The following is a 24,335-nucleotide window of genomic DNA, read 5'->3' as shown; positions in this document are numbered from 1 at the left end:
TTATGTACCGCTCGATATTGTTTTGTTGCCTGCGGCCTGGACGCCGCCAGAGGGAGCGCACCCCCTCAGGGTCTCTTGATCAGCTGCACCCGCTCGTCGCGCCGCAGGTGTTGCACTTCATGCAGGTGCCGTTGCGGACCAGCGTGTAGTTGCCGCATTCGCCGCAAGGGTCGCCCTCGTAGCCTTGCATCTTGGCCTTGTCGCGGACCGTGAGCGCGAGGGTCGAGGTCTCGGCGACGGCCACGGCGGCGCTGGTTTCGGTCGCCAGTGTCTCCAGAGTGGCCAAAGTCTGCCCTGCCCCGCCTTCGAGGACGGTAAAGCCCTGGGGCACGCGGTTGCGGAGATATCCGGTCGAAGCGACTTGCTTGAGCACCTCCAGCGGTGACGAGCCGGTTGCGCCCGGGACCTCGCGGAAGTTGCGCTTGCCTTCTTCGTCGCCCCGGCCGAGCTCGTCAAAGCTGTCGCCCTCTGGCTTCACATGGGCCAGATCCGTCCGGTCGAGGTAGCTGACCGCCAGTTCCCGGAAGATGTAATCGAGGATCGAGGTCGCGTTCTTGATCGTCTCGTTGCCCTGCACCATTCCCGCCGGTTCGAACCGGGTGAAGGTGAAGGCGTCCACGAATTCCTCCAGCGGCACGCCGTATTGCAGACCGACCGACACGGCGATGGCGAAGTTGTTCATCATCGCCCGGAAGCCCGCGCCTTCCTTGTGCATGTCGATGAAGATCTCGCCCAGCGAGCCATCCTTGTACTCACCCGTCCGCAGGTAAACCTTGTGGCCACCGACGATCGCCTTCTGGGTATAGCCCCGGCGGCGCTCCGGCATCTTTTCGCGGTGGCGTGTGGCGATCTCCTTGACGATGATCTTCTCGACCACCTTCTCGGCCAGCACGACGGCCTTCTCCTGGGCCGACCCGCTTTCCAAGACCTCCAGCGCCTCTTCGTCATCCTCTACGAGTGCCGCGGCCAGCGGCTGGGACAGCTTGGAGCCATCGCGGTAAAGCGCGTTCGCCTTCACGCCAAGGGACCAGCTCAGCTCGTAGGCGGCCTTGCAATCCTCGATGGTCGCATCGTTCGGCATGTTGATCGTCTTCGAGATCGCGCCGGAGATGAAGCTTTGCGCGGCGGCCATCATGTGGATGTGGCTGTCGACCGACAGGAACCGCTTGCCCTTCTTGCCGCAGGGGTTGGCGCAGTCGAAGACGGTGTAATGCTCTTCCTTCAGATGCGGGGCGTCTTCCAGCGTCATCGTCCCGCAGACATGATCGTTCGCCGCGTCCACGTCCGCCTTGGCAAAGCCCAGATGCTTGAGCATGTCGAAGGTCGGATCGTTCAGCTTCTCGGCCGGGATGCCCAGCGTGCCGGTGCAGAACTCCTCACCCAGCGTCCACTGGTTGAAGACAAAGCGGATGTCGAAGGCCGACGGCAGCGCCGCCTCGATCTTCTCGATCTCGGCCGGGCCGAAGCCATGGCCGATCAGCGCGGTGTGGTTGATGCCCGGTGCGTTGCCGAGTGTGGCGTGCCCGACGGCATAGGCCACGATCTCTTCGATCTCGGCCGATCCGTAGCCCAGCTTTTCAAGCGCTGCCGGAACCGACCGGTTGATGATCTTGAAGTAGCCGCCGCCGGCCAGCTTCTTGAACTTCACCAGCGCGAAGTCCGGCTCGATCCCCGTCGTGTCGCAATCCATGACGAGGCCGATCGTGCCGGTCGGTGCGATGACCGTCGCCTGTGCGTTCCGGTAACCGTTGGAGACACCCAGCTTCAGCGCCTCATCCCAGCAGGACCGGGCGATCATCACCAGCCGCCCGTCGGGGCAGTTGTCGGCGTCAAGCGGTACCGGCTTGACCGCCAGCCCCTCGTACTCGGTCGACCCATAGGCGGCCGCACGGTGGTTGCGGATGACCCGCAGCATGTGATCGCGGTTCCGCTCGTAGCCTGAAAAGGCGCCCAGCTCTCCGGCGACCTCGGCAGAGGTCGCGTAGGCGACGCCCGTCATGATCGCCGTCAGCGCGCCGCCCAGGGCCCGACCCTCATCCGAGTCGTAGCCCAACCCCATGTTCATCAGGAGCCCGCCGATATTGGCGTAGCCCAGCCCCAGCGTCCGGAAGTCATAGGACAGCTGCGCGATCTCTTTCGACGGGAACTGCGCCATCATCACGCTGATCTCAAGCGTGAGCGTCCAAAGCCGCGTGGCGTGGATGTAGTCCTCAACCTGGAACTGGCCGTCTTCGAAGAAGGTCAGCAGGTTCATCGAGGCGAGGTTGCACGCCGTATCGTCGAGGAACATGTATTCCGAACACGGGTTCGATCCGCGGATCGCTCCATCCTCCGGGCAGGTATGCCAGGCGTTGACCGTGTCGTGGTACTGGATGCCGGGATCGGCGCAGGCCCAGGCCGCATGGCCCACCTGTTCCCACAGATCGCGGGCCTTGATGGTTTTCGAGACCGACCCGTCCACGCGGTTGATGAGGTCCCAGTCGCCATCTTCCTCGACCGCCTTGAGGAAGGCATCGGTCACCCGGATCGAGTTGTTGGAATTCTGCCCCGAGACCGAGCTGTAGGCTTCCGAGTCCCAGTCGGTGTCGTAGGTCGGGAACTCGATGCTGGTATGGCCCTGCTTGGCGTAGTCCAGCACGCGCTTGATATAGGTCTCGGGGATGGCGACCTTCTTGGCCGCTCTGATCGCTGTCTTCAGCGCGGTGTTCTTGGCGGGGTCATAGGCCCCCTCTGCGCTGCCGTCGAAGTCCCGGATCGCGGCGAAGATGCCGTTGAGCTTTTCCTCGTGCATCTTCGATCCGGCGACGATCGAGGCCACCTTCTGCTCTTCGATGACCTTCCAGTTGATGAAGTCCTCGATGTCGGGGTGATCGGCGTCGCAGATCACCATCTTCGCTGCCCGACGGGTTGTCCCGCCTGATTTGATCGCGCCGGCCGCCCGGTCCCCGATCTTGAGAAATCCCATGAGGCCCGACGACCTGCCGCCGCCCGACAGGCTCTCGCCTTCGCCGCGGAGCGACGAGAAGTTGGTGCCGGTGCCCGAGCCGTATTTGAACAGCCGCGCCTCGCGGACCCAGAGGTCCATGATGCCGCCTTCGTTCACGAGGTCATCGGCAACCGACTGGATGAAGCAGGCATGGGGCTGCGGATGCTCGTACGAGCTTTTCGACTTGGTCAGCTTCCCGCTCTTCCAGTCGACGTAATAATGCCCCTGCGCCGGGCCATCGATACCATAGGCCCAGTGCAGGCCTGTGTTGAACCACTGCGGCGAATTCGGCGCGGCCCGCTGGGTGGCGAGCATGTAGCGCATCTCGTCAAAGTAAGCGCGGGCGTCGTCCTCGGACGAGAAGTAGCCGCCCTTCCAGCCCCAGTAGGTCCAGGCCCCCGCCAGCCGGTCGAAGACCTGTTTGGCCGACGTCTCTCCGCCGAACTCGGCACCTTCGGCCGCTTCATGACGGCAAAGCCAGGACGGCACGCCTTTCTCGCGGACCGGCTTGAGCTTCGACGGAACGCCCGCCTTGCGGAAATACTTCTGCGCGATGACATCGCTCGCCACCTGGCTCCACGATCCGGGAATCTCGCAATTCTCAAGTTTGAAGACGATCGTCCCGTCCGGATTGCGGATCTCCGAAGAGGTCTCGGTGAAGTCCAACCCCTCGTAAGCGTCCTTGCCGGATTTCGTGAACCTGCGATCAATCTTCATGGCATCTGTCCCGTTCTCTGCCCCTGCCGGGGTCAACCTTTTCCTCATTCTGGCCCGCTCTTGCGGCGAACCTTCCAACCACTTGGCACGACACCATCCCGCCCTGAAGCGCCCGCTCCACGGCTCGGTCCCTTGTTTTCAAGGCCCGCTTGGGTTTCTCCCGTCTCGCGCCGCCAGCCACTAAATGTTGTGTGCCCCCGGTCGGCTCACACAAACTGACGTATGATTACACAACGGGTCAACGCTAAATTCAGCTCGTCCACAACTTTTTTCATTTGACGTGGATCTTCTGTGGAAAACCGCGATTCTCCTCGGCCTCCTGAGAAACTGCATCGATGCTGCTTGCCTTTCCGCTTTCCCCCCGCTGCACCCCATGCCACGGTGTGTCGGCAATCAATCGGAGATCAGCGATGCGCGCTGCATACCTTGCCTTTCTGATGCTGCCGCTCGCCGCCTGCGCACCGCCTGTCGACGTGGCCCAGTTCGCTGTAGCCGACCGCCCCGGTGCCCAGGCCGCCTACTTTTCCGAATACCCGTCAGACCTCCTCGACGCTGCGCAAGAGGCCTGCTCCGGCCCGGGAGACGAGATCCGTCGCCATCAAGGCGATTCGTTCAGCTGCGAGATGCTGCTGCCGCCAGAGGCCACGGCTGGAATCATCCTCGAATATGATGGCAACCTCGAAGACCTTCCCCGCTTCGTCTTCCGCTTCGATACAGAAGAACGGGGCAGCGGCTATCTGGTCACGACGGACAATTTCGTCCGCGTGCCGCAGCGCGACGGCGGCACGATCCGAATCCGGTTACGGGACATGCGCCTCGAACGGCGGATGGCCATTCTGCTGACCCAGGCCGGAGGCCGCCCTCTCGCATAAGTTCCCGCCATTTTGGCGAGCGCTTCAATGCGTCCGCCAGGCGCCCGCATGTTGCCAGATGCATGGTGCATCAGACATGAGCCCCAAATCCCATCTCCGTCAAAACGGCCCCCATACGCTCGAGCGCTTTTCGTCGCAGTCGAGGTTGGACCATCCCGTGCGCAAAGAAGAAGACGAGAAACTTCTCGTACTCGAACCTCTGGATGAACGCCTGCTCAAGCGCGGCGCCTATATGGTCCGGTTCGCGGATCACGACCATGTTGTGATGGAAATCCACCTGACCGGCGACGACGCCAGGCACGCCATGCATCTGGGCTTCAACCAGAACTGCAGAACTCAGGCTTACTGCTGCGCCGGCCTGGGCCAGCAGGCCATGAATTGAGTGGGTCGTCACCTCAATGCCTGCGCCCGGATCGTGATACCCCATCAGCACCGCGAGTTCCTCGGTCTTTTGGCGTGGGTGGGGCTTGATGTAGATCCGCCGCGTACCACGGTTGGCAATTACGCCGTCGATCAGGTCCGGATAGCTCATATAGTGCCGATAGTACTTCGGTGCCTTGAACCTCTGGGGAAAGATACAGATTGCACCGGGCTCAGGCGTGAAGCCGTCCACCAGCTCCTGATCAAACTTTGACCGATTATCGTCTATGAATTTCGCGCGGAGCTTGCCGGCAAACTCCCTTGCATAGGCCCTGCTCATACCTTGAGGGCGGAAGAGACGCGTGCGCATAGCAGAGTTGTTGCGTGTTCCAACGCGGTCAAGATACCAGAAACCATTCAGGTAGGAGGGGACACAGAAAAGTACGTTGTCTCCCGCAACGGGCATATCGTCCACGACGACATGCAAATGCCTCGGATCTGCTTGAGCCAGCCTTTCCACATCGTCTGACAGCTCGCGCCACTCTATGACATACCCGCGATCCATCAGCACGGAGCGCAGCAGGCTGAGGCAATCCATCCGACCCGCTCTCCCCTTCTCCCACACCGGCCCGCGGCCGTGGAAAAACGCCGTCGGCACCTGATCGGCAGTCTGTCTATTCAATCCCACGGCCATGGATGATCGCTCCTTGGTTCAGCCTCAGAACGGCTTTCCCATGATGCTTGCGCGCAAGAAGCAAGTCATTCAATCGGCAAGGATGCCTCCACATGCCCGGACGGGCTGGGAAGATGCCCAAACCAATAGACAACAATGTCCCTGGAAAGATGGTCGGGGCGGCGAGATTCGAACTCACGACCCCCTGTACCCAAAACAGGTGCGCTACCAGACTGCGCCACGCCCCGGACCACAGCCGCTCTCATATGGCGCTTCTTGCGATTTGAAAAGGGCCTGAAACCAGTTCAGCCGCAGGGAAGTGCGGCAATCTCCTGATTGAAGGCCGGATGGCCCAGCATGGCCCCCTCTGCGATGCCAAGCCGCCCGGCCAGGCCACCGTTGATCTCAAGAACGGCCAGCGTGTCATCTGGGCCGGGGATCGGTGTCACGTCGCCGGGAACCGCATTCTCGTGGATCTGGGTCACGCGCCCGGTTTCGTCGACGAAAATCATGTCGAGGGGGATAAGCGTGTTCCGCATCCAGAAGGCGACACGGCCGGGCGCGTCATAGACGAAAAGCATCCCGTCGAAGGTGGGAAGATCCTCGCGGAACATCAGGCCGCGCGCCCGTTCCTCCGGATCGTCTGCCAGTTCGATGTTGAACTGCGCTTGGCCGAAAGCGCCCGCCACTGTGACCAGATCTTCGGCACAGTCGGCAAGGGCGCCGCTGCCAGCCAGCACGGCAGACGCCGTGAGGCAGGCGCGGATCATTTCAGCGAGGCATCCCATGCGAGGACCGCTGTGGCCATTCGACCGCGCTTGCCCTCGACGACCTTCAGGCCGACGGCCTCACCCGGTTGCAGATCGGCAAGGCCAGAACGGCGCAGCACTTCGATATGGATGAAGATGTCATCCGACAAACCGAACACGTTGGCGAAGCCAAACCCCTTCGTCTTGTCGAACCACTTCACGCGCGCCGGCTCGACCGGGATCTGGGCGAGCATGTCTTCGTCATAGGCGGCGAAGTCGCTCAGCGCGACGGCGTCCCCGGCTTCCGGAGGATCGATGCGGTAGATCGCCGTCGCCTGCATTCCGCGATCGGTCTGCTGGATGTCGATCTCGACGGCGGATCCGTCGGCGACAGAGTTCTGACCGAAATTGCGCAACACGTTGGCATGCAGGAGGATGTCCGGCCCGCCTTCTTCAGCAACAACAAAGCCAAACCCTTTCGCCGGGTCAAACCATTTCACGTGGCCACGCACCTCACCACGTGTCCGCTTCTCGTCATCCATTAAGTTAGTCCGTTCTACCTCTTCTTCTTGCCACGAGAGGTTGTGTGGTTGCTCTAGCGTCATCATTCAAGCCATGAGTTGACGGTTTTCTATTGGTGTCGTTTGTGCGACGTGAATTTCACGGGCTCAAACGTGCTATATTCCACAATCCAGATGGAGCAGACCGTGTCCAGCGAAATCGGTCATGAAGCCGATATTCACCGTTTGCCCAGAACTCGATCTCAAGTGGAATGATGCGGTATCCGCCCCAATGAGGCGGACGCGGTGGATTGTCTCCGAAACGGCGCTCAATCTCCGAGACCCTGGTGATAAGCTGTTCACGTGACGCAATCTCCTGCGATTGATGTGATGCCCAGGCGCCATGGCGGCTTCCGAGCGGGCGCGACCGATAATAGGCGTCTGCTTTCGCCCCATCCTCGCGGCTGACCGGCCCGCGCAAGCGCACCTGGCGGCCCAGCGACTTCCAGTAGAGCAAGCCGGCCGCCTGACCCGACGCTGCAAGCTCCTGACCCTTGGCGCTTTCATAGTTGGTATAGAATAGAAAACCGCCGCCTTTTTGCGCTTGCTCAATTTCTTTCAGCAGAACGATCCGGACATTTGGCACACCGCCCGCATCTACCGTTGCGAGAGACATCGCGTTTGCGTCCACCGGCTCCGTCGCTTCCGCCTCGGCCAGCCATTCAGACGCAAGCGCGACCGGATCCTCTCCGGCAAAGATGCCGCCGCGAGAACTCTGATCGTTTTTGTCAGTCATACGCCTTCCTACCAGATCATCGGCGAAAACCAAGGCCTTGCCGCGTACCGGTCACTCTTGATGGCGCAAGGTCAATCGCCTAGACCGGCGAGGACAGGAAGGTGCGATAAAATGACCGCGAAGCTCATGGACGGGAAGCGCGGGCTCATCATGGGGCTCGCCAACGATAAATCCATTGCCTGGGGCATTGCCGAAGCCCTGGCCGAACACGGCGCTGAACTGGCCTTCTCCTATCAGGGCGAGGCGCTGAAGAAACGGGTTGATCCCCTAGCCGCGCAGGTCGGATCGGACATCGTCCTGCCGTGCGACGTAGGCGACGAGGCCTCGATCGACGCGCTCTTTGACGCACTCGCCGACCGCTGGGGCAAGCTCGATTTCATCGTTCACGCCATCGGCTTTTCCGACAAGAACGAGCTCCGCGGCCGCTATGTCGATACCTCGCGCGACAATTTCCGTATGTCGATGGACATCTCCGTCTACAGCTTCACCGCGGTCGTCCAGCGGGCCGAAAAGCTGATGACTGAGGGCGGCTCCTGCCTGACGCTGACCTATTATGGCGCCGAAAAGGTGATGCCGCATTACAACGTCATGGGTGTCGCAAAAGCCGCACTCGAGGCATCCGTGCGCTACCTGGCCGAGGATCTCGGCAAGCAGGACATCCGCGTGAACGCGATCTCGGCAGGCACGATCAAAACGCTCGCCGCATCGGGTATCGGCGATTTCCGTCTGATCATGAAGTGGAACGAGTATAACGCTCCGCTGCGCCGGACCGTGACGCAGAAAGAGGTCGGCAAGTCCGCACTCTATCTGCTCTCCGATCTCGGCAGCGCTGTGACGGGCGAGGTGTTGCATGTCGATGCGGGCTACCACGTCGTGGGAATGAAAGCGGTCGATGCACCAGACATCTCCAAGGCCGCACCGGACGAGAAAAGGGCGGCGGAGTGAGCGGCGCCGACCTGCTCCTCTTTAATCTTGCGCTCCTTGCGTCCTGGCTGTCCCCCGGCCCCGCCTTCCTCGTCGTCACCCAGACCACCCTGGCCAACGGTCGCCGCGCCGGCATGGCGGCGGCGCTTGGCCTCGCGCTGACCGCGTCGATATGGACACTGGCCGCCCTTCTTGGCCTCGGGATCCTGTTCGAGGTCGTGCCCTGGGCCGCAACCGCCTTGCGCATCGCCGGGGCGACCTACCTGATCTGGATCGCGATAGAGACGTGGCGCAGCGCCAGGGCGCCTCTGACCAGCACGCCCGAGGTCCAGCGCCGAGCCCTCCAGCGGGGCGTTCTCGTAAACCTCGGAAACCCGAAATCGATCCTCTTCGCCGCCTCCGTTCTGGTGGTGATCTTCCCACCGAACCTTGGCTGGCTTGAGGTCGCGACGATCACGGCGAACCACCTTTTACTGGAGCTTGTCCTTTATGCAGCGCTCACCGCCCTCCTCGCCCGCCCGGCCGTGGCGCGCGGCTATGCCCGGCTAAAAACGGCGTTTGACCGGATCGCCGCCGGAGTGATGGGTACCCTCGGCCTGCGCCTTGCTTTCGGCAGCGACCAATGACCCTGTCTGCCCTCCTCACCCTTGCGGGCCTTCAGGCCTTGATCGCAATGAGCCCCGGGCCAGCCGGTGTGCTGACGATCAAGACCGCTGCCGCTGAGGGCGTGAAGTCTGGCCTGCTCCTGTCGCTTGGTCTTGCGCTGGCCATCATCGTCTGGGCGGCCGGCGCGATGGCCGGCCTGTCGCTGATTTTCGAGATCGCGCCCTATCTGCAAACCGCCTTGCGCCTGATCGGTGCGGCGTTCCTGATCTGGATCGGCATCTCTCTCTGGCGCAAGGCGTCCGAGCCGATGCCCGAGATCTCGGCCGCACATGTCAAAAGCCCTGTTGCACTGGTCCGCCTCGGCCTTCTGACCAACCTCGCCAATCCCAAGGCGCTCGCCTATTTTGCAGCCGTCTTCACCGGCATCATGCCGACCGACCCAACCGCCACCGATGCCACTATCATCCTGTCGCTGATCTTCGCCATCGAATTTGTCTGGTACGCCATCCTCAGCCTCGTTTTCTCGCGCCCCGCGCCGCGGCGCGCCTATGCGCGGGCGAAAGGCTGGCTCGACCGGGCGTTCGGTGGCATCGTGGCCCTCCTAGGCGCCAAGATCGCGACCACCTGACGGAGCCCGCCCATGACCGACCGCCTTCCCCACGAAAAGGGCTTTCACATCAGCTGGGACCAGATCCATCGCGATGCCCGCGCGCTCGCTTGGCGGCTGGACGGCCATGGGCCTGACAATGGGGCCTGGCGCGCGGTCGTGGCCATCACCCGCGGCGGGATGGCACCTGCCATGATCGTCGCGCGCGAACTCGACATCCGCACAGTCGACACGATCTCGGTCAAGAGCTACGACCACCAGGACCAGTCCGACGCAAAGGTCCTGAAAAGCCCCCATCCCGACATCATGGGCGACGGCACCGGCATCCTCATCATCGACGATCTGGTCGATTCAGGCAAAACGCTGGAGCTCGTCCGATCGCTCTACCCTCAGGCGCACTTTGCGACCGTCTACGCCAAGCCCAAGGGGCGACCTCAGGTCGACACCTTCATCACCGAGGTCAGCCAGGATACCTGGATCTTCTTTCCCTGGGACATGGCGCTGCAATATGTCCAGCCCTACCGGGGCACCGATTAAGCTGATGGCAGGCGTTGCGTCGTGCATAGTCCTGGCCAGATGAATCCTCGCATCCCTCATCCGGATCGTCGCGCGTTAAGGTCAACGGCGATTAGCCCCAACGCCTTCTCATGGACAACAGCGCGGCGCGGCGCGTCTTTGCCTTTCAAATATCCTCGCCGAAGGCATCCTGCGTCTCCACTGGCACAGGGGCCGCAATCATGAGCCGCACCACCGCCACCTTCTCCCCGCCCGTCATGGAGGCGCGGCGCTGGATCAACGGGCTGCCCGAGACAGCCCGCCCCCTCCTCAATGTCAGCCAGGCTGCGCCGACCGCACCCCCGCCCAGGCCGCTGCTTCAAGCGATGGCCGAAATGGTCTTGAGCGATCCGGGCACACATCTTTACGGCCCCGTCCTGGGCCTGCCCGAGCTCCGGGCCCGGATCGCCGCCGATTGGTCCTCCGCCTATGGTGGACAGATTGCTAACCCACAAGTCGCGATCACAGCGGGCTGCAACCAGGCCTATGCGGCTGCCATCGCAACGCTCTGCGATGAAGGGGATGAGATCATTCTGCCGGTCCCCTGGTACTTCAATCACAAGATGTGGAACGACATGGCGGGCGTCCGCACCATGCCCCTGCCAACGGATGCCGAACTCCTGCCAGACCCCGACGCCGTCCGCATCACCGACCGCACGCGCGCCATCGTCCTCGTCACGCCGAACAACCCCGCGGGCACGGAATACCCCGCCGATCTGGTCGCGGCCTTCGCCCGCATCGCCAGAGAAGCCGGGATCGCGCTCATCCTCGACGAGACCTACCGCGATTTCGACAGCCGCCCCGGCGCGCCGCACCCTCTGTTCCAGGATCCCGACTGGGCCGACACGCTGATCCACCTCTATTCCTTTTCGAAGGCCTACCGCCTGACCGGACACCGCACCGGCGCGATGATCGCGAGCACCGCGCGTCTGGCCGAGGCGGAAAAGTTCCTCGATACCGTCGCCATCTGCGCCCCTCAGCTAGGCCAAAAGGCCGCGCTCTGGGGGATGCAGAACCTCTCCCAATGGCTCGCCGGCGAACGGGCCGAGATCCTCGACCGCCGCGCCGCTGTCGAAGAGGCCGCGCCGAAGCTGGCCAATGCAGGCTGGCGGCTCAAATCCGTCGGCGCCTACTTCGCCTATCTCGAACACCCATTCGACGAAACGTCAGACGCGCTCGCCCGCCGCCTGCCCCGCGACGCCGGCATCCTCGCCCTGCCCGGCACCATGTTCGCCCCAGAAGGCGACCCGCAAGCCGCCCGCCACCTGCGCATCGCCTTCGCCAATATCGACCGCCCAGGGATCGGCGATCTCACCGACCGCCTCGTCCAGCTGGCGGCCGGGGCCTGACGACAAGGCAATCGCGTGGCGCCGATCACCGACATCTGGGCGCATCCCCCAAGCGGACAGCCGCCCGACCTGACAGCCATCCTCGCCGCCCGGTCTGCCGCAGAGGCCGCTGAGCGAAGCGAAGACCTGTACGCGGCCGCGATGGCCGCGACGGAACGGCAGATGGAAGCCGACCTCACCGAGGCGCGCACTATGCAGGCCCAGTTGAAGCAAGAGGGCATCGACTTCGATGTGGACCGGATGATGGCACCGTCCCTGACGGACCGGCTGCTGATGCGCGTGGACGATCTGCGGGACTGGATCGCCGACAGGTTCCAGCCCGATGGCGACCCGTCAGGCGACCTAGCGGGTGCAATGGCCATTCCGCTCGGCCGAACGCACCCGACCAACAGATTGCCGCAGGATTACGAGGCGATTTTTGCCGAGATCCAGCGTTTTCGCGACGCGATCGCCGCGCAGATCACACGGTCCCGGGGCGCACCGCCGCAAGGGATCACGATCCCGGATGCGGCACTCGACTTCGTGGAATACGACGACACGTGGACAGAAGAACAGGCGCTGCTCGACCATCTCTCCGACTACTGCGCCTATTGGCCCCCCTCGGATCACGGCCCCGCCCTCGCCCTGACCGAACGGCAGGAGGACGGCGGATTGCCGATCGAAATCGAACTCATCGTCCACGGCCCCTCCGATCACGCCCGCATCATTGCCCTCCTGAAAGCGCACGGCGCCCTTTGAACGCCAATCGCACAATGGCTTGAAGGCATCGGACGAAGCCTCTCCGATGGCTTGCGCCCCCCTGCCCCGCACCCTATTCCTGCCCGCCAAGCGACGGATGTGGAGGGCCCGATGGCCGAGAAAAAGAAGAACGCGAGCCGGACCGCGGGTTACATCATCATCGGCCTTGCCGCGGTCGGCCTCCTTGGCTTCGGAACGGGCGGCTTCGGCACCAATATCGACAGCATCGGATCGGTCGACGGGCGGGACGTATCCTACCGCGCCTATCAGGAAACGCTGCGCCAGCAGATCGCCCGGGTCGAACAGCAATTCGGCCAGCCGATCAGCTTTCCCCAAGCCCAGGCGCTCGGCCTCGACGCCGCTGCGCGCCAGCAGGTGATCGCCCGCACCGCGCTCGAGGCTGAGGCGGCCGAGCGCGGCCTGTCCGTCGGCGATGCGAATATCCGCGACCAGATCGTCGAAGGCGGTACCTTCTCCGGACCCGGCGGCTTCGACCGCGATTTCTACCGCGAGGCGTTGCGCCGCGCCGGGCTGACCGAGGCGGAATACGAGGCAAGCCTGCGCGCCGAAAGCGCCGCCGCCCTCCTCCGCGCCGCCGTCACCGGCGGCACGCCCGAGGCCACCACCTACGGCGAAGCGATCGCCGCCTATCTCGGCGAGACGCGCGATCTGCTTTGGGTCACGCTCACCGAACAGGATCTGGCAGAGCCGATCCCCGATCCCACCGATGCGGAGCTCTCCGCCTGGTTCGACGAAAACGCCGACACGCTGGCCGAACCCGAGAAGAAACGGATCACCTACGCCTGGATCACGCCCGACATGATCGTCGACACGGTCGAGGTGGACGAGGCCCGCCTGCGCGAGCTCTATGATGAGCGCATCGCGGAATACGTCCAGCCCGAGCGGCGGATCGTCGAACGCCTGATCTTCCCGTCTGAAGAGGCCGCTCAGACCGCCGCCGACGCCATCGCAGCGGGCGACAGCGATTTCGAGGCCGCCGTGTCCGACCGCGGCCTGACCCTCGCCGATGTGGATATGGGCGATGTGACGGCGACCACACTCGGCTCTGCCGCCGATCCGGTCTTTGCGGCAGAAACCGGCGACATCGTCGGCCCGGTCGAAACCCCGCTTGGCCCTGCACTCTTCCGCGTCAACGCCACGCTCGATGCGCGCGAGACGTCCTTCGAGGACGCCCGCGCCGACCTGCGCGAGGAACTTGCCTATGCCCGCGCCCGCCGCCTCCTCGATGATGCCGAGGCGCAGATCGACGATCTCCTGATCGGTGGCGCCACGCTGGAAGAGGTCGCCTCCGAAACCGACCTCACTCTTGGCACGATCGACTACGATCCGTCCGTTTCGGACGATATCGCAGCCTACGACACGTTCCGCGACGCCGCCGCAGCGGTCACGGCCGACGACTTCCCCGAACCCGTCCGGATGAGCGACGGCGGCCTCTTCGCCCTCCGCCTGGACGAGACGATCCCGCCGCGGACGCCGAACCTGTCAGAGGTCCGGGAAGAAGCCATCGCGGCCTGGCAAACCGATCAGCTGCGGTCCGCCCTCGGCGCCCGCGCCACGGAAATCGCAACCGCCCTTGCCTCAGGTGAAGACACTGTTCTCGCCGACCTCGACGTCACCCGGCAGGAGGGTCAAAGCCGCCAGGGCTTCATCGACGGCACGCCGCCGGAATTCCTGACGACGGCCTTCGAGACCGATCCAGGCGACACCGCGATCCTGCCCGATGGGGACCGCACCGTCGTCCTGCGCGTCGAAGGCATCACCCCTGCCGATCTTACCGGCGACGAAAGCGCGGCCCGTCTCGCGGCCCTCGCCCAGCAGGGCACGCAGGCGATCTCGGACGACATCTTCGAATACTTCACCACCTCCATCGTCACCTCCGCCGATATCAACATCAACGAAGCCGCCGTCGGCGCCGTCCACGCCAACTTCTCCGCCAATGTCCGTTGACCCGGCCTTTCCCGAGTTCGAGGCGCGATACAAAGCAGGCGAAAATCAGGTCGTTTACACAAGGCTCGCCGCCGATCTCGACACGCCCGTCTCGCTGATGCTCAAGCTCGCCGCGGCGGGCACCCATTCCTTCATGCTGGAAAGCGTCACCGGCGGCGAGGTGCGCGGGCGCTATTCCATGATCGGCCTCAAGCCCGACCTGATCTGGGAATGCCGCGGCACCACCTCGCGCCTCAACCGCGCCGCGCTCTACAACGATACCGCCTGGCAGGACTGCGCCGAGGATCCGCTCACCGAGATCCGCAGCCTGCTGGACGAAAGCCGCATCGACCTGCCCGCCGGGCTCCCCGCCGCCTCGGCCGGCCTTTTCGGCTATCTCGGCTACGACATGATCCGCCTGGTCGAACGCCTGCCCGACATCAATCCCGATCCCCTCGGCCTTCCCGACGCCGTCCTCATCCGACCCTCGGTCATGGCCGTCCTCGACGGGGTCAAGGGTGAGGTCATCCTCGTCGCCCCAGCCTGGACCAGCCCCGACCTCTCGGCCAAAGCCGCCTACGCCCAGGCGGCCGAGCGTGTTATGGAAGCCCGCCGCGCCCTCGACCGCCCGGCCGTCGCCGCAACCCGCAGCCTGGGCGATCCAGGGGCCGAGGCCGAACCCGTCTCGAACTTCACCAAGGACGCCTACAAACAAGCCGTCGAAAAAGCCCGCGACTACATCCGCGCGGGCGACATCTTCCAGGTCGTCCCCTCCCAGCGCTGGGCCCAACCCTTCGCCGAAGACCCCTTCGCCCTCTATCGCTCGCTCCGCCGCACCAACCCCTCGCCCTTCATGTTCTTCTTCAATTTCGGCGGCTTCCAGGTGATCGGCGCCAGCCCGGAAATCCTCGTCCGCGTCATGGGCGGAGAGGTCACGATCCGCCCCATCGCCGGCACCCGCCCCCGCGGCGCCACCCCTGAAGAGGATCGGCAGCTCGAGGCCGACCTCCTGGCCGACGAAAAGGAATGCGCCGAACACCTGATGCTCCTCGATCTCGGCCGCAACGACACCGGCCGCGTCTCCAAGATCGGCACCGTCCGCCCGACCGAAGAGTTCATCGTCGAGCGCTACAGCCATGTCATGCACATCGTCTCGAACGTGGTGGGCGAACTGTCGGACGATCACGACGCCCTCTCCGCCCTGCTGGCCGGTATGCCCGCCGGTACCGTCTCGGGCGCGCCCAAGATCCGCGCGATGGAAATCATCGACGAGCTCGAGCCCGAAAAGCGCGGCATCTATGGCGGCGGCGTCGGCTATTTCTCGGCAGGCGGCGATATGGATATGTGCATCGCGCTGCGCACCGGGGTGCTGAAGGACGGCCAGCTCTACATCCAGGCAGGCGGCGGCGTCGTCCATGACAGCGACGCCGAGGCGGAATGGGAAGAGACGGTCAACAAGGCCAAGGCCCTGCGCCGGGCCGCCGCGGATGCGGCGCGGTTCTCGGGCGGGAACCAGTGAGAAGCCGACGCCAGAACCTTTCGGACGACACCTTTCAAAGGTCCCGCCCGGCGGACACGCCGGGCATCGCCCGACCTCCCCCCGGAGGGCGATGCCCTCATCGCGCTGCCTCTCCGGGGCTCCGCCCGTTAACGGCTGAAATCATCCACCGGATGATTTCCGAGACGCCGCTCACCCCTCCAAGTCGGGCGATGCCCTCACCGCAAAACCCCGCCGTCCCGGACTTGATCCGGAACCTCCCTCTCAATACCAGACCAGACACCGCCGCAAGGCCGTAGGGCGGGGTTCACCCAGCCGACCACGCCCCGACACTTTTCCGCTCCCTTACCGGCTCTCGATCCGCTCCCGCGGATCGGGATGGCGCGGCGTCGGCACGAACGGCTCCGCCGCCAGGGCGGCCAGCGCCCGATCCACCTTCTTCCGCTGCGCCAGAAGATGGTTGAACTGTGCATCGCAGCCGGAAATCGGCGTCGGATAGCTCCGGATGGACTGCGCCAGCGTCTGCCGCGCCGCCGTCAGCTCTGCGGTTGCGACAATCAGATACTCATCGATCTCGTCTCGCATCATCGACTCCCTCTCTGCATACATATGTATACTGAAATAGGTTCTACATCCAGCGAAATTCCAACGTCGCAGCCAGACAAACAACGGTCGCTCACCCGCTTGCCGAAGACCCGCCTCCTCACCCAAACTGAAATGGAAGGAGGCGAGACATGCCGGACGACCTCTCACCCGTCCTGAAACCGGTGGCCGAGGCGCAGGGCCTGCCCAATGCCCACTACACCAGCGACGAAACCTTCGCCGCCGAACGCGACCGCATCCTCTTCGACGGCTGGACGGCGCTCACCTTCGCCTCAGATCTGCAAAAGCCGAGCGATGCCCGCCCCATCGACTTCCTCGGGATGCCGCTCCTCGTCCTGCGTGACCAGTCCGATACGATCCGCGTCTTCCAGAACACCTGCCGCCACCGCGGCATGATCCTCGTCTCCGAACCCCGCCGGATCGAGTGCGCGATCCGCTGCCCCTACCATTCCTGGTGCTACCGCCTGACGGGAGAGCTCGTTGCCACCCCCCATGTCGGCGGCCCAGGCCACAACACCCATCCGGCCATCGACCGCAATACACTCGGCCTGATCGAAATCCGCTCCCACATCTGGCGTGACATCGTCTTCGTCGATATCCACGGGCAAGCCGCCCCGTTCGAGGATCACGCAGCGGCCACCATCGCGCGCTGGAAAGAATTCGAGGGCCAGACGCTCCACCCCGGCGGCCCCGAAAGCCGCTTCTCCTTCGATGTCGCCTGCAACTGGAAGCTCGCCGTCGAGAATTACTGCGAAAGCTACCACCTGCCGTGGGTCCATCCAGGGCTGAACAGCTATTCCCGGCTCGAAGATCACTACAACATCACCGCCCGCGACCATTCCGGCCAAGGCACGCAGGTCTACCGCCAACTCATCGGCGACGGCGGTCAGCGCTTCCCCGATTTCGCGGATCTCTCCGACAAATGGAGCGAGGGGGCCGAATATATCGCCCTCTACCCGAACCTCCTCCTCGGCGTGCACCGCGATCAGGCCTTCGCCATCATCCTGGAGCCTCGCGCCAAGGATCGGACGATCGAACATGTCGCGCTCTACTATGCCGACGCCGAGGTCGGCACGCCGGCTTACGAGACCCTCCGCACCCGCAATGCCGAGATGTGGCATACCGTGTTCGCCGAGGATGTCTTTGTCGTCGAAGGCATGCAGCGCGGGCGGCATGGGATCCATTTCGACGGCGGCCGGTTCAGCCCGGTGATGGACGCGCCCACCCACGCCTTCCACGCCTGGGTGGCGGGCCGGATGCACGATGGCGACGCAGACGGCCGAGCCTGATCCTCTCAACGACGCGATCCTCGCCGCCCACGCGGCGAGCGACAAGGCGGCGCTCGCGACACTCTACCGGAAAGCGGCCGACCGGCTGGAGCCAGCGGATGAGGACCAGCTCTGCTTTCTTTTGACCCAAGCCTACATCTTCGCGCTCGATGCCGGGACCGCAGAAGCCGAAAACCTTCACCGGCGGCTCGTCAGCCTCGGTCGCGAACGCTGAGGCAAAGCGCCCGCCTGCGACATTCGGTCACTCCGACATGATGCCGACCAAGTGCCGACCGGATGCCGCACACCGATTTCGGGCTATTCGCTGCCTTCCAGCAGCACCGCCGAGATGGGCGCCAGATCGACCTGCCCGGCCCGCGACGTCCCACTCCACTCCTGCAAAGCCGTGATCGTACCGGGCACCAGATCGCCCAAAAGCACCACTGATCCCTGCTGCCGCGCCTGGAATGCGGCCTGATCCAGCACCCGTCGCATCCCCTGCGGATCGGACCCGTCCAGCTCGCGATAGATCGTCGCCGCCGGGATCCCGGCCGCCGCCGCCGCACGCACTGGATCGGTCAGACCGCGCGCCGGCGCGACCAGGCCAAGGCCGCTTTCTCCAAGAATTGCAGTGGCTTGCGCCAGAAGCGCCCGGTCGGATGAAATGGGCTGCAAAGCCGCATCCAGCACCGCCACGGCCTCCGGCACAGTGTCGAGGTAGATGCCGAACGCCTGCTCCAGATCGGCGGGCGTCGCCCCCCGCGGGACATCAGGCACCAGCGCCACTTCGACACCGGCAGACCTCAAGGCGCGCATCCGCTCCGCCGCGTTTTCAGCGCCGGGGTCCAGCCCGACAGTGACGGGAAAACCCAACGCGTCCAGATTGCTGATGGCAACAGGCGTCCGCGCGCTGTCAACCAGCACGATCCCGACCAAGGCGCCAGTACCGGTCCCTTCGAACTCTGCCGCGAACCGCCTGACCGCCGGGGCATCCTCCGGGATGGCCTCGGATTCGGGAGCGGCTTCCTCCGTGGCCTCCTCGGCCTCCGGCTGCCCTGGGCGAAGGATCCGCACGCCGGTTCCGCGGTTGCCGAAGCCCGCCTCACCCTCCGTTCGGATCAAGCCGATCCGCGGTGCGGGCGCGGTGTCCTCTTCGGGCGCCTCATCCTCGCCGGGCTCGGAAACCTCCGCCGGGCCGGTATCCTCTTCCTCGCTCACCGGCGCCTCGGGCGCCTCGTCATCGATGATCTGGAAGGGTAAGGGACGCTCGCCGGGCAAATCGGCCTGTGCCAGGTCTTCACCCGCCTCCTCGACCGGAGCCGGATCAGCGGCGACATCCTCCGGCGGTGCCACCTCTTCTGCGGAAGCGTCGGTACTCTCTTCAGCCACCGCCTCGCCCTCGGGATCCGAGCGGTCCACAATCGACCCCTCGGCGACTTCCTGACCGGCAATAACGCCTTCCGGCGCGGCATCTGGCAAGGTGTCGGCCTCAGCCGGGCGGGCGACCTCGGCAGGTGCACTTGGAACCGCGGGTGCGGGGTCAGAGCCCTCGGTGGCCGCAACGTCGTCCTGTGCATCGGCGGTCACAACCTCGGCCTCCGCGACCGGCTCGGTACTCGCATCATCTCCGCGTTCGAGGACAGAGACCGGAAGGACCGCCGACGTCTCCTCCGTGGCCGACGGGACCAGGGTTTCTGCGTCTTCTTCAGGCGCGGCAAGCTCCGCCGCAGCTATCTCGGCCTCTTCGGCAACGGGCTCGGCAGGCTCGGGGTCGAGCGCGCTGACCTCCTCGGTCTCTATCGCTTCAACCTCCGCAGTATCGGCAACGCCTTCGGCGCTATCGGCGATCGAGGCGACGCTTTCAGGCTCTGCCGCTTCTACGATCGTCATCGCTGGTCTCTCGTCCTCGGACGCGGCAGGCGCCTCGGCCACCGCCGCCGGAGCATCCTCGGCCACCTCCGGCTCGACCGGTGCCTGCGGTTCGGCAGAACGCTCAGGCTCAGCCGCGGGCGCGTCCTCCATCGTTAGCGTCTCGACCGGTTGCTGATCCGTACTCTCTTCAATGGCTTCCGGCACGGCCTCAGTGACTGGCTCTTGGACAATGACGCTCCCCGCCACGTCGTCACCGACCGCGTCCTCCTGGGGCATCTCGGCGACCGGATCCGGCTCCGCGACAGCCTCATCCGCGGAGGGTGCCTCCGGCCGCGCCGCGCTTTCGTTACCATCGGCGTCGGGCTCCACCCGCATGGCCGATGGCGGCATCATCACAAGCGACGCCCCAACGGCCAGGCCGATGCTCACCACGGCGCCGAGCGCCAAACCAGATAGAATTCCGCGTGCCATGGCTCCGGCTCCCGCTTCTGCTCTTGCCCTCGGGGTGCGGGCATATGAACAGACCCGCATAGTAGCCTTGACGGCCCTTCATTTCCCGCCCCATGTATATCCCGGCAATCGCGCCCCGCGGTAGTCCCGAAATGGATATCCGGCACAATCATGCTGCTACTGATCGATAATTACGACAGTTTCACCTGGAACCTCGTCCACTATCTGGGCGAGTTGGGGGCGGATGTGCAGGTCCACCGCAACGATGCGCTGAACGTGCAGGAGGCGATGGGAATGCGCCCCGAGGCCATCCTGCTGTCCCCTGGCCCCTGCGATCCGGACAGGGCCGGCATCTGCTTGGCGCTGGTCGAAGCCGCGGCAGAGACGCGCATTCCACTCATGGGTGTCTGCCTCGGCCATCAGGCCATCGGGCAGGCCTTCGGTGGCAAGGTCGTTCAGCACGCCGAGATCGTGCACGGCAAACTCGCGACCTTCACCCATGACGACAGCGGCGTCTTCGCCGGCATCCCGAGCCCGCTGACCGCGACCCGATACCACTCCCTGGTGGTGGACAAGGACAGCTTGCCGGACACGCTGATCGCGAACGCCAGCCTCGCTGACGGCACGATCATGGGCCTCCGCCACCGTGAGTTGCCGATCCACGGCGTCCAGTTTCACCCCGAAAGCATCCGTTCGGAACATGGGCACGCGATCCTGAAGAACTTCCTCGACCTCGCGCCCGTCGCCGCATGAGCGACCGGCTCCGCCCGCTGATCGGCGCCGCCGCCGAGCGGCCTCTGACCCGCGAAGAGGCCGAGGCTGCATTCACCTGCCTCTTCGAAGGCGACGCGACCCCGTCCCAGATCGGCGGTTTCCTGATGGCCCTGCGCACCCGCGGCGAAACGGTCGAGGAATACGCCGCTGCCGCCCGCGTCATGCGGGACAAATGCGTGAAAGTGAGGGCGCCAGAGGGTGCCATCGATATCGTCGGCACCGGCGGGGATGGCAAAGGCACGCTCAACATCTCGACCGCCACCGCCTTTGTCGTCGCAGGCGCGGGGGTGCCCGTGGCAAAGCACGGCAACCGCAATCTCAGTTCCAAATCCGGCGCCGCGGACGCGCTGACCGAGCTGGGCGTGGAGGTGATGGTCGGTGCAGAGGTAGTCGAAAAGGCACTGAAATCCGCCGGGATCGGCTTCATGATGGCGCCGATGCATCATCCAGCGATCAAGCACGTCATGCCGACACGGGCCGAGCTTGGCACCCGGACGATTTTCAACATCCTCGGCCCCCTGACCAACCCCGCAAGTGTGAAGCGCCAGCTGACCGGCGCCTTTTCTAAGGACCTGATCGGCCCAATGGCAGAAACGCTGGGCCAGCTCGGATCCGAACGAGCCTGGCTCGTTCATGGCTCCGACGGCACCGACGAGATTACGATCACCGGCCCCACAGCTGTCGCCGATCTGGACAATGGCGCTGTCAGTAGCATCGAGATCCACCCGGAGGATGCCGGCCTGCCCGTCCACCCGTTCGACACCATCCTCGGTGGCACCCCGTCCGAGAATGCCGATGCCTTCCGCGCCCTCTTGGATGGCACCCCGTCAGCCTATCGCGACGCGGTCCTCCTCAACGCCGCCGCAGCCCTCGTCGTGGCAGGACGCGCGAGCGACCTGAAAGACGGAACCGAACAGGCACGCGAAAGCATTGATTCAGGCGCTGCCAAGCGCGCGATCGAGGCGCTCGCCGCCGTAACCCGCTCAGAATGAGTTCCCAATGACCGAGACGATCCTCGACCGCATCAAGTCCTACAAGCTGGAGGAGATCGCTGCGCGAAAAGCCGAAACGCCACTCGACGCGGTCGAGGCGAAGGCCCGCGGCGCGTCCTCCCCCCGCGGATTCGCAACCCATCTGACAGAGGCGACGCGCGAAGGCTACGGCCTGATCGCCGAGATCAAGAAAGCCTCCCCGTCCAAGGGCCTGATCCGCGCGGATTTCGATCCCCCCGCGCTCGCCCAAGCCTATGAGGAGGGGGGCGCGGCCTGCCTGTCCGTCCTGACCGATGGCCCGTCCTTCCAGGGTGATGACAGCTACCTAACCGCCGCCCGCGAGGCGACGGAGCTGCCGGTCCTGCGCAAGGATTTCATCTACGACCCATACCAGGTGGTCGAGGCTCGCGCGCTTGGCGCCGATTGCATCCTTATCATCCTCGCCAATACCGATGACACGCTGGCAGCCGAGATCGAGGCGGCGGCGATCGACTGGGGCATGGACGTGCTGGTCGAAGTCCATGACGAAGACGAGCTTGAACGGGCGACCCGCCTGACCTCAAAGCTCCTTGGCATCAACAACCGCGACTTGCGTACCTTCGAAACCAACCTCGACGTGACCCGCCGCCTGACCCGCATCGCGCCGCCCGACCGTATCATCGTCTCCGAAAGCGGCCTGTCGACGCGCGAGGATCTGGCCGATCTCGCCCGCTACGGCGCCCGCGCCTTCCTGATCGGCGAAAGCCTGATGCGGCAGGAGGATGTCGCCAAGGCCACGAGAGAGCTTCTGGCCGATCCGCTGCATCCCGGGGCGATGTGATGGCAGACCTCACCCATTTCGACGAGGCGGGCCACGCGCATATGGTCGATGTCTCGGACAAAGAGGTGACGGCACGGATCGCCGTCGCCGAGAGCTATATCAGGATGTCCGCCGAAACCCTCACCCTGATCGAGGAAGGCCGCGCCGATAAGGGTGACGTCGTTGGCATCGCCCGCCTCGCGGGGATCATGGGGGCAAAGCGCACATCGGATCTCATCCCGCTTTGCCATCCCCTGCCCCTCTCCAAGGCGTCGGTCGAGATCGAGGCGGATCCCGCCCTGCCCGGTCTGCGCATCCGCGCGACCGCCAAGACAACCGCCAAGACCGGGGTTGAAATGGAAGCGCTCACCGCTGCTGCGACGGCCGCTTTGACCGTCTACGACATGGTCAAGGCCGTCGAAAAGACGATGGAGATCGGCGGCCTCCGCCTTGTCCTCAAGGATGGTGGCAAGTCGGGGCGCTTCGAGGCGCCATGATTTCCGTCCAGGAGGCGCTCGACAAGATTCTCGCCCTCGCCCAGCTGACAGAGACCGAGTCGGTCCCGTTGACCGAGGCGAACGGCCGCGTCCTTGCCCAGCCGGTCAAGGCGCTCCGTCCGCAGCCGCCGTTTCCCAGTTCCGCCATGGACGGCTACGCCATCGCAGATCCCAATCCGGCACCGGGCACCTGTTTTCCAGTGATCGGGGAATCTGCAGCAGGCCGTGCCTTCGACCGCGCTGTAGGGCCGGGCGAAGCCGTCCGCATCTTCACCGGCGCCCCGGTGCCAGAGGGCGCGGTCCGGGTCATCATTCAGGAGGACACCGAGCGCGACGGCGACACGATCACGCTCCGCGAGGGCCTCGACAGCCCCACCTACATTAGGCGGGAAGGCAGCGACTTCCCCGCCGATTTCACTATCAACGCGCCCCGACGCCTCTCTCCCAACGACGTGGCCCTCCTGGCCTCCATGGGCGCTGGCCAGATCACCGTTCGCAAACGTCCCACCGTCGGGATCCTCGCCACCGGAGATGAACTCGTCGCGCCCGGCACCCCACCCGGCCCTGACCAGATCATGGCGTCCAACAACTATGGCCTCCACGCCCTTCTCGCCGCCCACGGCGCGGCTCCTCGATTGCTGCCAATCGCCCGCGACACCGCCGCCTCACTCTCGCTCTGCTTCGACCTCGCCGCCGATGCCGATCTGATCCTGACCATCGGCGGAGCCTCGGTTGGCGATTACGACCTCGTCGGAGACATCGCCGCGGACCGGGGCCTCGACCGCGCCTTCTACAAGGTCGCGATGCGCCCTGGAAAGCCGCTGATGGCCGGCCGCCTCGGCCCCTCCGCCATGATCGGCCTGCCCGGAAACCCTGTCTCGGCCATGGTCTGCGGGACCATCTTTGTACGCCCCCTGATCGATGCCATGCTCGGCCTGCCCGCAGGACCAATCCCGCGCGAAGACATACCTCTGGCTCATCCCATCCCCGCCAACGGTCCCCGCGAGCACTACATGCGCGCCCGTCTCGATGGCGGTTCGGTCGAGGTCTTCGACCGCCAGGACAGCAGCCTCCTTCGCGTCCTGACCGAGGCCAACGCGCTCGTCGTCCGGCCACCGAACGCCCCCGCCTGCGACGCCGGAGAGACAGTCCCCACCATCCGCTTGTGAATAAGTTGACACAAAACAAGAACGTCCATAGAAC

At 64.7% G+C, this 24,335-nt stretch carries 23 protein-coding genes and 1 tRNA gene; 16 read left to right on the top strand and 8 right to left on the bottom strand.

Going from position 1 to position 24,335, the window contains the following annotated elements:
* Nucleotides 1–79: 79 nt before the first annotated feature.
* Entirely contained in the window at nt 80–3,703 is a 3,624-nt protein-coding gene (locus tag AADZ90_RS13540; protein WP_367310542.1) for a vitamin B12-dependent ribonucleotide reductase, read from the bottom strand.
* Nucleotides 3,704–4,113: 410 nt separating this feature from the next.
* On the opposite strand from AADZ90_RS13540, the gene AADZ90_RS13535 reads away from it, so the two are divergent.
* Nucleotides 4,114–4,575, top strand: a complete 462-nt coding sequence (locus tag AADZ90_RS13535; RefSeq protein ID WP_367310541.1) for a hypothetical protein — start codon at nt 4,114–4,116, stop codon at nt 4,573–4,575.
* A 70-nt stretch (nt 4,576–4,645) separates the two neighbouring features.
* On the opposite strand, the gene AADZ90_RS13530 is transcribed toward AADZ90_RS13535, so the two are convergent.
* The 5 genes from AADZ90_RS13530 to pdxH all read right to left on the bottom strand — a co-directional run bounded on the left by AADZ90_RS13530 (nt 4,646) and on the right by pdxH (nt 7,653).
* The gene (locus AADZ90_RS13530; protein ID WP_367310540.1) at nt 4,646–5,629 is read right to left on the bottom strand and encodes a hypothetical protein; all 984 of its coding nucleotides are present in this window, start codon (nt 5,627–5,629) and stop codon (nt 4,646–4,648) included.
* Between the two features lie 150 nt (nt 5,630–5,779).
* Nucleotides 5,780–5,856: transfer RNA gene (locus AADZ90_RS13525), tRNA-Pro, on the bottom strand.
* A gap of 57 nt (nt 5,857–5,913) precedes the next feature.
* Nucleotides 5,914–6,378, bottom strand: coding sequence for a DUF192 domain-containing protein (locus AADZ90_RS13520; RefSeq protein ID WP_367310539.1), 465 nt, complete (start codon nt 6,376–6,378; stop codon nt 5,914–5,916).
* Nucleotides 6,375–6,899, bottom strand: coding sequence for a cold-shock protein (locus AADZ90_RS13515; RefSeq protein ID WP_367310599.1), 525 nt, complete (start codon nt 6,897–6,899; stop codon nt 6,375–6,377). The genes AADZ90_RS13520 and AADZ90_RS13515 overlap by 4 nt, the downstream gene beginning before the upstream one ends.
* 118 nt (nt 6,900–7,017) lie before the next feature.
* Entirely contained in the window at nt 7,018–7,653 is a 636-nt protein-coding gene (gene pdxH / locus AADZ90_RS13510) for a pyridoxamine 5'-phosphate oxidase (protein WP_367310538.1), read from the bottom strand.
* 111 nt (nt 7,654–7,764) lie between these two features.
* On the opposite strand from pdxH, the gene fabI reads away from it, so the two are divergent.
* The 8 genes from fabI (at nt 7,765) to trpE (ending at nt 15,898) form a co-directional block, all read left to right on the top strand.
* Nucleotides 7,765–8,598, top strand: coding sequence for an enoyl-ACP reductase FabI (fabI, locus tag AADZ90_RS13505; RefSeq protein ID WP_367310537.1), 834 nt, complete (start codon nt 7,765–7,767; stop codon nt 8,596–8,598).
* Nucleotides 8,595–9,203, top strand: a complete 609-nt coding sequence (locus AADZ90_RS13500; protein ID WP_367310536.1) for a LysE family translocator — start codon at nt 8,595–8,597, stop codon at nt 9,201–9,203. Before fabI ends, AADZ90_RS13500 begins: the two co-directional genes overlap by 4 nt.
* The gene (locus AADZ90_RS13495; protein WP_367310535.1) at nt 9,200–9,811 is read left to right on the top strand and encodes a LysE family translocator; all 612 of its coding nucleotides are present in this window, start codon (nt 9,200–9,202) and stop codon (nt 9,809–9,811) included. The genes AADZ90_RS13500 and AADZ90_RS13495 overlap by 4 nt, the downstream gene beginning before the upstream one ends.
* A 12-nt stretch (nt 9,812–9,823) precedes the next feature.
* The gene (gene gpt / locus AADZ90_RS13490; protein ID WP_367310534.1) at nt 9,824–10,327 is read left to right on the top strand and encodes a xanthine phosphoribosyltransferase; all 504 of its coding nucleotides are present in this window, start codon (nt 9,824–9,826) and stop codon (nt 10,325–10,327) included.
* A 200-nt stretch (nt 10,328–10,527) separates the two neighbouring features.
* Nucleotides 10,528–11,694: an aminotransferase gene (locus tag AADZ90_RS13485; RefSeq protein ID WP_367310533.1), complete on the top strand. Its 1,167-nt coding sequence runs from the start codon at nt 10,528–10,530 to the stop codon at nt 11,692–11,694.
* Between the two features lie 15 nt (nt 11,695–11,709).
* Entirely contained in the window at nt 11,710–12,432 is a 723-nt protein-coding gene (locus tag AADZ90_RS13480) for a hypothetical protein (RefSeq protein ID WP_367310532.1), read from the top strand.
* Between the two features lie 111 nt (nt 12,433–12,543).
* Complete coding sequence (locus tag AADZ90_RS13475; protein ID WP_367310531.1) at nt 12,544–14,400, top strand: peptidylprolyl isomerase; 1,857 nt, start codon at nt 12,544–12,546, stop codon at nt 14,398–14,400.
* Nucleotides 14,390–15,898: an anthranilate synthase component I gene (gene trpE, locus AADZ90_RS13470; RefSeq protein ID WP_367310530.1), complete on the top strand. Its 1,509-nt coding sequence runs from the start codon at nt 14,390–14,392 to the stop codon at nt 15,896–15,898. The genes AADZ90_RS13475 and trpE overlap by 11 nt, the downstream gene beginning before the upstream one ends.
* 324 nt (nt 15,899–16,222) lie before the next feature.
* On the opposite strand, the gene AADZ90_RS13465 is transcribed toward trpE, so the two are convergent.
* Nucleotides 16,223–16,462 carry a hypothetical protein gene (locus tag AADZ90_RS13465; RefSeq protein ID WP_367310529.1) on the bottom strand — a complete coding sequence of 80 codons (240 nt, stop codon included), beginning with the start codon at nt 16,460–16,462 and terminating at the stop codon, nt 16,223–16,225.
* A 149-nt stretch (nt 16,463–16,611) separates the two neighbouring features.
* Here AADZ90_RS13465 and AADZ90_RS13460 point away from each other — a divergent pair, with 149 nt between their 5' ends.
* Nucleotides 16,612–17,769 (top strand): aromatic ring-hydroxylating oxygenase subunit alpha, encoded by a 1,158-nt coding sequence (locus AADZ90_RS13460; protein ID WP_367310528.1) that lies wholly within the window; start codon nt 16,612–16,614, stop codon nt 17,767–17,769.
* A complete protein-coding gene (locus tag AADZ90_RS13455; protein ID WP_367310527.1) occupies nt 17,744–17,983 on the top strand; it encodes a hypothetical protein in 240 nt (79 codons plus the stop codon). The genes AADZ90_RS13460 and AADZ90_RS13455 overlap by 26 nt, the downstream gene beginning before the upstream one ends.
* 83 nt (nt 17,984–18,066) lie before the next feature.
* On the opposite strand, the gene AADZ90_RS13450 is transcribed toward AADZ90_RS13455, so the two are convergent.
* Nucleotides 18,067–20,091: a divergent polysaccharide deacetylase family protein gene (locus AADZ90_RS13450; protein WP_367310526.1), complete on the bottom strand. Its 2,025-nt coding sequence runs from the start codon at nt 20,089–20,091 to the stop codon at nt 18,067–18,069.
* 150 nt (nt 20,092–20,241) lie between these two features.
* On the opposite strand from AADZ90_RS13450, the gene AADZ90_RS13445 reads away from it, so the two are divergent.
* The 5 genes from AADZ90_RS13445 to AADZ90_RS13425 are packed head-to-tail and all read left to right on the top strand — an operon-like array spanning nt 20,242 to nt 24,301.
* Nucleotides 20,242–20,823 carry an anthranilate synthase component II gene (locus AADZ90_RS13445; protein WP_367310525.1) on the top strand — a complete coding sequence of 194 codons (582 nt, stop codon included), beginning with the start codon at nt 20,242–20,244 and terminating at the stop codon, nt 20,821–20,823.
* A complete protein-coding gene (gene trpD / locus AADZ90_RS13440) occupies nt 20,820–21,836 on the top strand; it encodes an anthranilate phosphoribosyltransferase (protein ID WP_367310524.1) in 1,017 nt (338 codons plus the stop codon). The genes AADZ90_RS13445 and trpD overlap by 4 nt, the downstream gene beginning before the upstream one ends.
* A gap of 7 nt (nt 21,837–21,843) precedes the next feature.
* Nucleotides 21,844–22,656 carry an indole-3-glycerol phosphate synthase TrpC gene (gene trpC / locus AADZ90_RS13435; protein ID WP_367310523.1) on the top strand — a complete coding sequence of 271 codons (813 nt, stop codon included), beginning with the start codon at nt 21,844–21,846 and terminating at the stop codon, nt 22,654–22,656.
* Complete coding sequence (gene moaC, locus AADZ90_RS13430; protein ID WP_367310522.1) at nt 22,656–23,132, top strand: cyclic pyranopterin monophosphate synthase MoaC; 477 nt, start codon at nt 22,656–22,658, stop codon at nt 23,130–23,132. Before trpC ends, moaC begins: the two co-directional genes overlap by 1 nt.
* Nucleotides 23,129–24,301: a molybdopterin molybdotransferase MoeA gene (locus AADZ90_RS13425; RefSeq protein WP_367310521.1), complete on the top strand. Its 1,173-nt coding sequence runs from the start codon at nt 23,129–23,131 to the stop codon at nt 24,299–24,301. Before moaC ends, AADZ90_RS13425 begins: the two co-directional genes overlap by 4 nt.
* The last annotated feature ends 34 nt before the right edge of the window (nt 24,302–24,335 follow it).

This window comes from Aestuariibius violaceus (assembly GCF_040779325.2).
GTDB lineage: Bacteria > Pseudomonadota > Alphaproteobacteria > Rhodobacterales > Rhodobacteraceae > Aestuariibius > Aestuariibius violaceus.
This window is presented reverse-complemented; position numbering and strand designations above follow the sequence as displayed.

What these genes read in the sequence shown, in the direction of transcription:
- AADZ90_RS13465 (WP_367310529.1), bottom strand. Translation starts at nt 16,462, where the DNA reads ATGCGAGACGAGATCGATGAGTATCTGATTGTCGCAACCGCAGAGCTG.
- trpD (WP_367310524.1), top strand. Translation starts at nt 20,820, where the DNA reads ATGAGCGACCGGCTCCGCCCGCTGATCGGCGCCGCCGCCGAGCGGCCT.
- fabI (WP_367310537.1), top strand. Translation starts at nt 7,765, where the DNA reads ATGACCGCGAAGCTCATGGACGGGAAGCGCGGGCTCATCATGGGGCTC.
- AADZ90_RS13485 (WP_367310533.1), top strand. Translation starts at nt 10,528, where the DNA reads ATGAGCCGCACCACCGCCACCTTCTCCCCGCCCGTCATGGAGGCGCGG.
- AADZ90_RS13520 (WP_367310539.1), bottom strand. Translation starts at nt 6,378, where the DNA reads ATGATCCGCGCCTGCCTCACGGCGTCTGCCGTGCTGGCTGGCAGCGGC.
- AADZ90_RS13530 (WP_367310540.1), bottom strand. Translation starts at nt 5,629, where the DNA reads ATGGCCGTGGGATTGAATAGACAGACTGCCGATCAGGTGCCGACGGCG.
- trpC (WP_367310523.1), top strand. Translation starts at nt 21,844, where the DNA reads ATGACCGAGACGATCCTCGACCGCATCAAGTCCTACAAGCTGGAGGAG.
- AADZ90_RS13460 (WP_367310528.1), top strand. Translation starts at nt 16,612, where the DNA reads ATGCCGGACGACCTCTCACCCGTCCTGAAACCGGTGGCCGAGGCGCAG.
- AADZ90_RS13495 (WP_367310535.1), top strand. Translation starts at nt 9,200, where the DNA reads ATGACCCTGTCTGCCCTCCTCACCCTTGCGGGCCTTCAGGCCTTGATC.
- AADZ90_RS13535 (WP_367310541.1), top strand. Translation starts at nt 4,114, where the DNA reads ATGCGCGCTGCATACCTTGCCTTTCTGATGCTGCCGCTCGCCGCCTGC.
- AADZ90_RS13515 (WP_367310599.1), bottom strand. Translation starts at nt 6,899, where the DNA reads ATGGATGACGAGAAGCGGACACGTGGTGAGGTGCGTGGCCACGTGAAA.
- trpE (WP_367310530.1), top strand. Translation starts at nt 14,390, where the DNA reads ATGTCCGTTGACCCGGCCTTTCCCGAGTTCGAGGCGCGATACAAAGCA.
- AADZ90_RS13540 (WP_367310542.1), bottom strand. Translation starts at nt 3,703, where the DNA reads ATGAAGATTGATCGCAGGTTCACGAAATCCGGCAAGGACGCTTACGAG.
- pdxH (WP_367310538.1), bottom strand. Translation starts at nt 7,653, where the DNA reads ATGACTGACAAAAACGATCAGAGTTCTCGCGGCGGCATCTTTGCCGGA.
- AADZ90_RS13425 (WP_367310521.1), top strand. Translation starts at nt 23,129, where the DNA reads ATGATTTCCGTCCAGGAGGCGCTCGACAAGATTCTCGCCCTCGCCCAG.
- AADZ90_RS13455 (WP_367310527.1), top strand. Translation starts at nt 17,744, where the DNA reads ATGGCGACGCAGACGGCCGAGCCTGATCCTCTCAACGACGCGATCCTC.
- moaC (WP_367310522.1), top strand. Translation starts at nt 22,656, where the DNA reads ATGGCAGACCTCACCCATTTCGACGAGGCGGGCCACGCGCATATGGTC.
- AADZ90_RS13445 (WP_367310525.1), top strand. Translation starts at nt 20,242, where the DNA reads ATGCTGCTACTGATCGATAATTACGACAGTTTCACCTGGAACCTCGTC.
- gpt (WP_367310534.1), top strand. Translation starts at nt 9,824, where the DNA reads ATGACCGACCGCCTTCCCCACGAAAAGGGCTTTCACATCAGCTGGGAC.
- AADZ90_RS13450 (WP_367310526.1), bottom strand. Translation starts at nt 20,091, where the DNA reads ATGGCACGCGGAATTCTATCTGGTTTGGCGCTCGGCGCCGTGGTGAGC.
- AADZ90_RS13475 (WP_367310531.1), top strand. Translation starts at nt 12,544, where the DNA reads ATGGCCGAGAAAAAGAAGAACGCGAGCCGGACCGCGGGTTACATCATC.